The organism is Amycolatopsis echigonensis (assembly GCF_014174495.1).
Lineage (GTDB): Bacteria > Actinomycetota > Actinomycetes > Mycobacteriales > Pseudonocardiaceae > Amycolatopsis > Amycolatopsis echigonensis.
Genome location: NZ_JACJHR010000009.1, coordinates 166,713 through 174,124 on the forward strand (window position 1 = coordinate 166,713; position 7,412 = coordinate 174,124).

Annotated in this window: 8 protein-coding genes; 3 read left to right on the top strand and 5 right to left on the bottom strand. The window is 66.2% G+C overall.

Annotated features, from left to right (window positions below; translation table 11 throughout):
* Nucleotides 1–467 precede the first annotated feature (467 nt).
* The gene (locus H5411_RS09215) at nt 468–1,205 is read left to right on the top strand and encodes a cysteine hydrolase family protein (protein WP_183123558.1); all 738 of its coding nucleotides are present in this window, start codon (nt 468–470) and stop codon (nt 1,203–1,205) included.
* Here the strand turns inward: H5411_RS09215 and H5411_RS49270 are convergent.
* From H5411_RS49270 to H5411_RS09240, 5 genes are all read right to left on the bottom strand, one after another.
* Complete coding sequence (locus H5411_RS49270; RefSeq protein WP_183123573.1) at nt 1,111–1,305, bottom strand: SDR family oxidoreductase; 195 nt, start codon at nt 1,303–1,305, stop codon at nt 1,111–1,113. The genes H5411_RS09215 and H5411_RS49270 overlap by 95 nt on opposite strands.
* Before the next feature lie 322 nt (nt 1,306–1,627).
* Nucleotides 1,628–3,196, bottom strand: coding sequence for an SDR family oxidoreductase (locus tag H5411_RS48890; RefSeq protein ID WP_220816689.1), 1,569 nt, complete (start codon nt 3,194–3,196; stop codon nt 1,628–1,630).
* Complete coding sequence (locus tag H5411_RS09230; protein WP_183123559.1) at nt 3,183–3,593, bottom strand: cobalamin B12-binding domain-containing protein; 411 nt, start codon at nt 3,591–3,593, stop codon at nt 3,183–3,185. Before H5411_RS09230 ends, H5411_RS48890 begins: the two co-directional genes overlap by 14 nt.
* A gap of 28 nt (nt 3,594–3,621) precedes the next feature.
* The gene (locus H5411_RS09235) at nt 3,622–5,310 is read right to left on the bottom strand and encodes an acyl-CoA mutase large subunit family protein (RefSeq protein WP_183123560.1); all 1,689 of its coding nucleotides are present in this window, start codon (nt 5,308–5,310) and stop codon (nt 3,622–3,624) included.
* Nucleotides 5,311–5,398: 88 nt separating this feature from the next.
* Entirely contained in the window at nt 5,399–5,974 is a 576-nt protein-coding gene (locus tag H5411_RS09240; protein WP_183123561.1) for a TetR/AcrR family transcriptional regulator, read from the bottom strand.
* An 80-nt stretch (nt 5,975–6,054) separates the two neighbouring features.
* On the opposite strand from H5411_RS09240, the gene H5411_RS09245 reads away from it, so the two are divergent.
* Together H5411_RS09245 and H5411_RS09250 are read left to right on the top strand one after the other, a co-directional pair.
* Complete coding sequence (locus H5411_RS09245) at nt 6,055–6,498, top strand: nuclear transport factor 2 family protein (RefSeq protein WP_183123562.1); 444 nt, start codon at nt 6,055–6,057, stop codon at nt 6,496–6,498.
* 49 nt (nt 6,499–6,547) lie between these two features.
* Nucleotides 6,548–7,412, top strand: an 865-nt coding sequence (locus H5411_RS09250) for an MsnO8 family LLM class oxidoreductase (protein ID WP_183123563.1), incomplete at its 3' end; no start/stop codon positions are given.

A 7,412-nucleotide genomic window follows, 5' to 3' on the forward strand; every position in this document is an offset into this window, starting at 1 on the left:
AATACCGCATGTGGAAGACGTGGTCGGCTCCATACGCGAGCAGATCGTCCCCCCGTCAGCTTGCCGGGCACTACCGTGGTATCGGTCGTCATGTCGGTCGATTCCTCTCCGCTGGGCGGCGCTGCCACGGAAAAACCGAACGGCCCTCGGAAAACCGAACGGTCGCTCTGGATGGTGTCAGCTTGGGGCACCTGAGTCAAGCGGAGCGTGTTGCCCGGTCTACTCGGAGGAATGTCCATTGTGGATGGTTATCGATTTTTACGCCCTCAAGCGACTTTCGGCCGAGAACGCCCCGGTGGCCCTTCCGGTGTGAGTGCGGGCGCGTTAAGCTGACCTGTCGCGCGCCATGGTTGAGTCGACTGTAGTGATCGACTGAAGGTGCTGGATAGGGGAGCTTTCGTGACCGACCCCGCGACCCGGGGAGACCCACATCGGACCAGAGGACGGCATTCCTGTTGCTGGGCCTGATGCCGATCGTCACCCCGGCGTTCGCCGGGGACGACGCGCTGCTGAGCCGTCTCGCCCGCGCCGCCGAGGCGGCGCGCTCGGCCGGCATCGACGTGGTCCACGTCCGGGTAACGTTCCGGGACGGCTATCCGGACGTGGCCCCCGGGAACATATTTTTCTCCCGCCTCACCGCTGATCTCGACCTCACCGAGTCCAACCCCGGCACCGGGATACACCCGGCGATGGCGATCGAGCGCGCCGACATCCTGGTCACCAAGCGCCGGGTGAATGCTTTCGCGGGCAGCGATCTGGCACTCGTCCTGCGCTCGGGTGGGATCGACACCCTGGTGCTGCGTGCGCGGGCGCGTTCGCGGGATCGACCGGGCAGCCGGGCAGCTTCGAGGGACCGGCCATCAAGCCCGCGTCCGCGCGCGTCGATGTTGCCGAGCGCCATCGACGGAGGTCAGGACCTGGTACAGCCCGCCCGTGGCGTGCGAGCCGCCACCGGTATTGATGACCGACCCTATGACGTAGTAGGCCTCATCGGAGGCCAGGAACGCTCGACCGCCGCCGCCGTCCGGTGTGCCTTCCTGCGGCGAGGGGATCGCAACAGCTTCGCCTTCTGCGGCTGCTCTGGCACCAGCCCGTCGGTTACCGTCTCGGTCAGGGCCAGCCCGGGGCGATCGAGTTGCAGAGCACTCGGCGTTTGCCGTACTGCACCGCGATGCACGTCGTCGGCGCCTCGACACCGCCCTTGACTGTCGCGCAGGTCGAGGGGACATGCGGGTCGCCCTGACGTGTGCCCTCCCACGAGGTGTTGACGATCGCGCCGACACCGGCCTCGCGGATGATCGGGATCGCGGGCGTGGAAGACGTCGGGCGCGATCTTGGCCGTGTTTGTCATGCCGCACGCAAGACGAAGGAGTGGCGCGGTAGCTTCGCAGGGCGGGCGGCGACGATCCAGCGGTCGGTGTCCGAGTTCGGTCGTCTCGAGCAAGCGAGCCGCACGCCCTGGAAGTGGACCGCCATCGTTTCGTCCCTAACTCACCACCCGAGTCCTGTTCGGTGTCTGCGCGCCCCGCCGACAACGATCTGTCGGCCGATAGGGCGCAGAGCGCCGTCTAGAGGGAGTCTCGTTTCGCGATAGCGCTTACGCATTCTGACCTCAGAAGGCCTAGGTCTAATGGATCGTCCAGCCGCCATCGACGGCGATGGTCTGGCCCAGGACGTAGGTTGAGGCGTCCGTGGCAAGGAAGAGCAGGGCGCCGTCGAGCTCGTCGGCGCGGCCGGCGCGACCGAGCGGCGTATTGCGCTCGATGAACACCTGGCCTTTCGGATCGTCGAACATGCCGTCTGTCATCTCGGATCGGAACCATCCCGGCGCAAGCGCGTTCACCCGGACACCGCTTCGGCCCCACTGCGCGGCCAGCTCCCGGGTCAGGTTGATCACCGCTCCCTTGGATGCGCAGTAGCCGGCTTGTTTGATCGGGGTGGACGCGACGAGCCCGAGCGCGGATGCGATGTTGACGATTGAGCCGCTGCCGCGATCCATCATGATCCGTGCCGCCCGCTGGCTCATCGCGAACAGGCTGACCAGGTTGAGATCGACCACGCCGCGGAACTGCTCGACCGATTCGTCCTCGGCTCTGCCGACATCCCCGATGCCGGCATTGTTCACCAGCACATCGAGCCCGCCCGCCGAAACCGCGGCGTCGATCAGTCGGTCGCATTCGGACTCGACGGTGATATCGCACGGCACCGGGATCACTCGCTCGCCGAGTTCGTCGGCCAGTTCGGTGAGCCGGTCCCGCCGCCGGGCCCCGACGATCACTGTGGCTCCGGCTGCGTGCAGGACCCGCGCGAAATGGCGGCCGAGCCCGCCGGACGCCCCCGTCACCACGGCGACCCGGCCGGTGAGGTCGAACAACCTCTCGGCCTTCGTCTGCTGCTTGCTCCGGCCCGCCGGCTCTGCTCGCCCAGTCCGGGTCTGCCCCGGCCGCGGCCACGAGCGAATCGCTGCGGCAAGTTCCGCCACCCCGTCCCCGTTGAGTGCGGCTGTCCGGATGACCGGTCGTGGCTCGGTGTCCCCAGGGCGCTGGGCGATCTCGCTGAAATGGTTCGCCACCCGGTCGGCGCCGGGCAGGTCGGCCTTGGTCACCGCCAGGATGTCGGCGACCTCCTGGATTCCGCTCTTCATTGCCTGGATGTCGTCGCCAAGGCCTGGTGGGGAGGCGAGCACGCAGCAGTCCACCACAGCGGTGACGTCCACATCAGACTGTCCGGTGCCGACGGTCTCCAGCAGAACTGTGTCGTATCCACCTGCTCCGACCGCATGAATCACGGTTGGGACCGCAGCTGCGATCCCGCCTGGATGGCCTCGGTTGGCGAGGGAGCGCACATACGAGTTGGCCGGCTCGAAGCCCCGGCTGAGTCGGATACGGTCGCCGAGGACGGCACCTCCGGTCACCGGGCTCGATGGGTCGACCAGCAGCACGGCGACCCGGTGGCCTGCTTCGGTGAGTGCCGCGGTGAGAGCTCGGACCAGGCTGGACTTACCCGCTCCGGGCGGACCGGTGATCCCGACGACGAGGGCAGGCTCGGGGACGTTCGGAAGCTCGGCCTTGAGTTCCTCGCCAAGAGCGGAGCTGTTTTCAATCGCGCTGATGATTTTGCCGAGAGCCCGGCGGTCTCCGGTCCGGGCCGCGGTGATCAGACCAGCGGCCGTCACCTTCGGATCAGTTCGCGTCATCGCGTGTGCCCTTGGTCCGGTCGCGACCCAGCTTCTCGAACGTCTCGGCCATGGCGCTCAGCTTCTCGCCGCCGCGGAAGATCGCCGCGACTCCTGCTGCTTCCAGGGCGGGAACGTCGAACGGGCGGATGGTGCCGCCGACCACGATCGGAACGTCAGTCGCGCCTCGTGCCCGCAGTTGTTCGATCACGCTCGCGGTGACGTCCACCTGTCCGCCGGACATGAAGCTCAATCCGATCACGTCGACGTCCTCGTCCACGGCTGCGGCCACGACATCGTCGGGCGTTTCGTAGTCGATAAGGACGACCTCCATGGACGCGTCTCGAAGCGCCGTCGCGACTGTCTTGATAGCGCGATCATGACTGTCGATAAAGCTCTTTGAGAGCAGAACCCGCACCGGACCAGATTTCATCATCGTTCCGTTCTCACTTGTTGCGGCCGAAGACCTCAAACAGCACCGCCTGCATTTCGCCAAGGGTCGCGTCCGCTTCGGCTGCAGCGACGAGGGCTGCGGTACAGGACCCGATCGCCCGGCCTGCGCGGACTTCATTCGCTGCAGTACGCAAAGCCTCGAGAGCCGCTGCAGTGGCCGCGCCGTCGCGTTCGCGACGATGCCGCTCGAGGTCGGCCAGAGCCAGGTCAGCGGCGTCGGGGTTGGGCTGAAAGACTTTGGTCCCGTCGGGCTCATCGGTGACGTGACGGTTGACGCCGACGATGACCCGCTCGCCGGACTCGACCTCCTGGCGCCAGCGATAGGCCGATGCGACGACCTGATCCTGCACCCAGCCGCTCTCGATGCACGCGACGAGACCGCCCATCGCGTCGATCTCTTCGATGATCGCGGTCGCCGCGGCCTCGATGTCCGAAGTGAGCGACTCGACGTAGTACGAGCCACCGAGCGGATCGGAGACCTTCGCGACACCGGTCTCGGAGGCGATGATCTGGCTCGTCCGAAGGGAGAGGGTGACTGCTTCCTCCGTCGGCAGTCCGAGGGCTTCGTCGTAGGCATTGATCGTCATGCCGTTGACGCCCGCGATCACTGCGGAGAGTGCGCCGTAGGCGTTACGCACCAGGTTGTTCAGGGGTTGCTGCACGGTCAAGAGCGAGCCCGCCGTCTGCGCGTGAATGCGTGCTGTCAGCGACGAAGTCTTTGTGCAGCCGAACCGCTTCGCGTTGATCGTCGCGTACATTCGGCGAAGCGCCCGCGTCTTGGCGATGTCCTCGAAGAAGTCCTCGCCGTAGCGCACATGGAACCCGTACCTGCCGACCACTGTCTCCGGGTCGATTCCCAGCGCCACGCACTCCTCGTTCAGTGCGATGATCGTGGCCAGACTGAAGGCAAGCGCTTGGGTGTGGTTCGCGCCGGCTTCGCAGATGTTGTGCTCGCTCACCGTCAGTGTGTTGAACTTCCGCGCATGCTGTGCGCAGTACACCGCCAGGTCCACGCAGAGCCGGTAGCTGCCTGCCGGCGAGAAGTTGACACCGCCGCAGTGCCCGAAGAAATCCCAGATGTAGTTCGTGATGTTGCCGCCCAGCTGATCTCCGCTGAATCCCATCCGGGCGCCTGCGGCAAGGTAGAGCGCCAGCATGGGCGGGGAGCCCGCGTTGCACACCATCGACACGTGGGTGGTCGAAAGGTCTTTGCCCGCGAACAGGACCTCGAAGTCCGACACCTTGCAGATCGACACGCCGGCCTCGCCGATCGCGCCGCGCACGCCGGGCGTGTCCGGGTCATAGCCCATCGAGGTGGGCATATCGAAGATGATATTGTACGCCTCGCCGCCGAAGTAGCCTTTGGCGCCGTCCGCCGCTTTGACGAGATCCATCCGCTCTCGTAGCTGGCTAGGCACGCCGTAACCGATGATCTGCAGGTCCATCCACGGTTGGTGCTGATAATGCACCGGGTAAATGCCGCGGGTGAAAGGGTATTCGCCGGGTTCGCCGCCGCCGTCCGGAACAGCCTTGTCGAGGTCGAGCGCGTCGTAGACGGGGCGCACCCGAACCCCGGACCGATTCACGGTACTGAAGTCCTTGCCCCCGTAGCGGCGCTCGACGTGCTCGCTCCACTTGCGCCGGGCATCTCCGGTCGAGTCGGCCGCCCGCTCGTCCAACATGGTGTCTCCCGCCGTCGAAGTCTCGTAGAAGTTAGAATGACCACTCGGAAAATGTCAACACGGTCGGCATGGCGGACTCGGGTGCCGGTCAATGGGCGCGAAGCCCGGAAAGGACGACCGCGCAACCCTTCTGAACGATGTCTTCGCTCGGGTGTACATCCATGTAGCTGCTCGTGGGCGACGGCAGCCGGGAGAGGAGCAGGATGTCCTGCCAGGTCACGTCACCGCGCAGCTGGTTCTGTGCTTGTGCACGCCGCACGCAACGGGCGAATGCCGACAGCAGCTTCTGGCGCGCAGCCTGCACCGCGGGGCCTCCGCGGCCCCTCAGTGACTCCGACAGCCCCGAGTTTCGCGCGTTTTCCTCCGCCAGGGCGGTGAATAGCTGCGCGAACGCCTCCCACGCGTCGGAGTCCTTGGCTGCCGCCGCGGTCATCGCGTTGAGCTGGTCGAGTACGTCGAGAAGAACTGCCTCGAGCAGGTGGGCGCGCTCGGGGAATCGTCGATAGACCGTGGCCGCGCTCACTCCCGCATGTGCTGCCACTTCGTGGTAGCCGACGTCGAGCCCGTGTGCGGCGACCATCTCGCGGGCGGCCCGGATGACCTTTTCGGTATTGCGAACTGCGTCGCGGCGTGGAGCGCGACCCGTCTCGTCTTGATCAACCATGGCTTCAGGCTAGCAAAGTGGACAGACTTGTTCACATCATGCATACTGAACAGAGTTGTTCACTTTGCTCGGAGGGCATCATGACTACCAACGACGACCGCATCGCGATCACCGATCTCCTGTTCGCCTACAACGTCGCCGTCGACGCGCTCGACATCGACGGATGGGCCGCCTGCTTCACGCCCGACGGGGTCTTCTACGGGGCGTACGACACGTTCCGTGCCACCGAGGACAAGGAGCGGTTCGCGGAGCACGCCCGCGAGCTGGAAGCCGCGGGCATGCCGCGGATGCGCCACTTTCTGTCGAACATCCGCATCGACATCGACGGGGACGAGGCGCGGGTTCATTCGTTCTTCCAGATCATCGCGACTCCGTCGGCAAGTGCTAGCAGCATTGCGATGGTCGGCGAGTACACCGATCGCCTGCGTCGCGTCGAGGGGCGTTGGCTCTTTGTCGAACGCCGCGTGCTGACGGACGGCTCCGAAGCCTCAGCCGACGGACACGCGACGGCGGGCGCGGCGTGAACGCGTCGCTCAACACCAGGGCCGAAGACGCGGGGACAAGGAGCAGTGTATGAGGCTCTCGATCCTCGACGCCAGTCCGATCGCGGAGGGCTCGTCCCCGGCCGAGGCCCTGCAGCAGTCGGGCAAGCTGGCCTCTCTGGGCGACGACATCGGCTACTCGCGTTACTGGGTAACCGAATTGCACGGCTCGCGAATGCAAGCCGGGTCGACGCCCGAGGTCGCGATCGCTCGGATCGCGGCAAGCACTCAGCGGATCCGAGTGGGCTCCGGCGCCATCCTGCTCAACCATCGAAGCACGTACCGGACAGCTGAGACTTTCGGCCTGCTGCACGCGATGTTCCCCGGCCGGATCGATCTCGGGATGGGCAGGGCGACTGCGGGACCGGTCATCGACGCGGCACTCCAGATCGATCCCGGTCGCCCTGGACCGGCCCGCGACCACGAGGGTCAAGTCGGCGAGGTGCTTGCCTGGCTGGACAACGGATTTCCGCCCGAGCATCCATTTTCGTCAGTCGCCGTGATGAGCGGGATTGAGGGCAGGCCAGAGGCGTGGGTACTCGGGTCTACTCCCTCCAGTGCTCAAGTGGCCGCGCGGCTCGGCCTGCGCTACGCGTTCGCGGGCTTCCTCAATCCGGCACAGGCGGGGCCGGCCTTGCAGATCTACCGGGAAATGTTCCGGCCGAGTGCCGCGCCGAGCGCCACTCCAGAGCCACACTCGCTGCTGGCGCTGAATGTCGCGTGCGCGGAGACCGGCATCGAGGCTCGACGATTGCGTGCGTCCGCGGAACTCGTCTACCGGGAGGCGGCCCGCGGCCGCCGGCTCCCCGCGGTGCCGTTGGCGGACATTGCGGTGCGCGAACTGGGCCTGCCGCCGGAGACTGGGTATCCGGGGACTCTGGTCTCTCCCACGCTGT